The following is a 1,802-nucleotide window of genomic DNA, read 5'->3' as shown; positions in this document are numbered from 1 at the left end:
CGGGGCTAAATCCCGCTCCGGGGGCCGCTCGGGGTGGGCCCCGGGTCCCACCCCCCTTAATTACCTCCCGCGATTGTGGGTGTGGGGTGCCCGCCCCGTCGCGACGGGGCGTCCACCCGGCGTCCCGCCTCCCGGGAAACCTCACCTCACGGATGACCCGCGAAAGGGATGACCCGCGAAGGCCTTCCCCCGAGGAGGAAACGATCGCCCGAACCCGTGTCCGGCGGTCGTCACCTCGGCGCAGCCGACGGTCAACCGGGCGAACGGGCCACGAGCGGAACACAGCGACGGACCTCGGCCGAAATCACCCTCCGCGTGGCGCGCGGCATTGAGGCCCTGACCGGCAACGGCTGGATTAGCATGGCGTCGCCCACTTCGCATGATCAGCCTGCGATACGTGGTGCTCTCCCCTCACGCCCGGAAAGCCGAGGTCGAGGAGAGACCCATGTCCCGCAGACACGCCACCACGGGATGCGTCCTGGTCATCGCCGCGCTCGCTCTGGCACCCGTCCCGGTCGCCGCCCAGCCCCGGAAGGCGAACACCCCGGTCGCCTGGAAACCTCCGGCGGGCATGATCGAGGCACTCCAGCGCGACCTGCACCTCACCAGGGAGCAGGCCCAGACCCGCCTGCTCAACGAAACCCGCCTGGCGACGGTCGAGGCGGACCTGCGCGGGAAGCTCGGTGCGCGCTTCGCCGGTTCCTGGTTCGTCGGAACCGTCGCGCAGCGACTCGTGGTCGCCACCACCTCCGAGGCCGACATCCCCCAGATCGTCGCCACCGGCGCCCGAGCCGAGATCGTGAGCCGCTCCCTGTCGGACCTGGCCGCCATCAAGGAACAGGTGGACAGCACTCTGGCCGCTCGCGAGAGCACGGGAGCCGTGCGCTACGTCGACGTGCGGACCAACAAGGTGGTCGTCCTCTCCAAGGAGGTGACGGTGGCCACAGACGTCCTGGAGAACTCCGGCGCGGATCCGGTCGCGGTGAAGGTCGAGCCCTCCAACGAGACCCCCCGCCTGCTCGACGACCTCGTGGGCGGCAGCGCCTACTACATCGGGACCACGGAGCGCTGCTCGATCGGCTTCTCGGTGACCCGTAGCCCCCAGAACGGTTTCGTCAGCGCCGGTCACTGCGGCAAGCAGGGCGACACCACGAGCGGCTTCAACCGGCTCCCTCAGGGCGTCTTCCAGGGGTCCGTCTTCCCTGGCAGCGACTACGCCTGGGTCTCGGTGAACGCCAACTGGACACCCACCCCCACGGTGAACAACGGCACCGGGAACACCGTGCCCGTCGCCGGTGCCAGGCCGGCCATCGAGGGCGCCTCGGTCTGCCGGTCCGGCTCCACCACCGGCTGGCACTGCGGCACCATCCAGCAGCGCGACACCAGCGTCACCTACCCCCAGGGCACCGTCTACGGGCTGGTACGCACGGACGTCTGTGCCGAGCCGGGCGACTCGGGCGGCTCGTTCATCTCCGTGGACCAGGCCCAGGGAGTCACCTCCGGCGGCTCCGGCAACTGCCTGGCGGGCGGTGTCACCTACTTTCAGCCGGTCAACGAGATCCTCTCCGCCTACGGCCTGACCCTGACGACCTCCGGCGCCACCCCACCGGCCACCAACCCGCCGGGCACGTCCCCCTGCGACGGCTACCCGAAGACCGCCGCCGGCAAGCTGAACAACGGCCAGTCCGCCTACCAGCCGAACAACAGGTACTACCAGACGGCGGCCCCCGGCCGGCAGTCCGCCTGCCTGGACAGCGATGACAACGTCGACTTCGACCTCTTCCTCCAGAAATGGAATGGCA

Annotated in this window: 1 protein-coding gene; it reads left to right on the top strand. The window is 69.9% G+C overall.

Annotated features, from left to right (window positions below; genetic code table 11):
- Window positions 1-445: 445 nt before the first annotated feature.
- Window positions 446-1,802 (top strand): S1 family peptidase (locus tag AB0J58_RS44865; protein WP_364227935.1); only part of this gene is annotated, 1,357 nt, incomplete at its 3' end.

Origin of the sequence: Streptosporangium sp. NPDC049644 (genome assembly GCF_040675205.1) — a bacterium.
In the GTDB taxonomy this organism is placed as follows: Bacteria; Actinomycetota; Actinomycetes; order Streptosporangiales; family Streptosporangiaceae; genus Streptosporangium; species Streptosporangium fukuiense.
The sequence above is the reverse complement of the archived record's forward strand: the minus strand, read 5'-3'. Positions and strand labels throughout refer to the sequence as shown.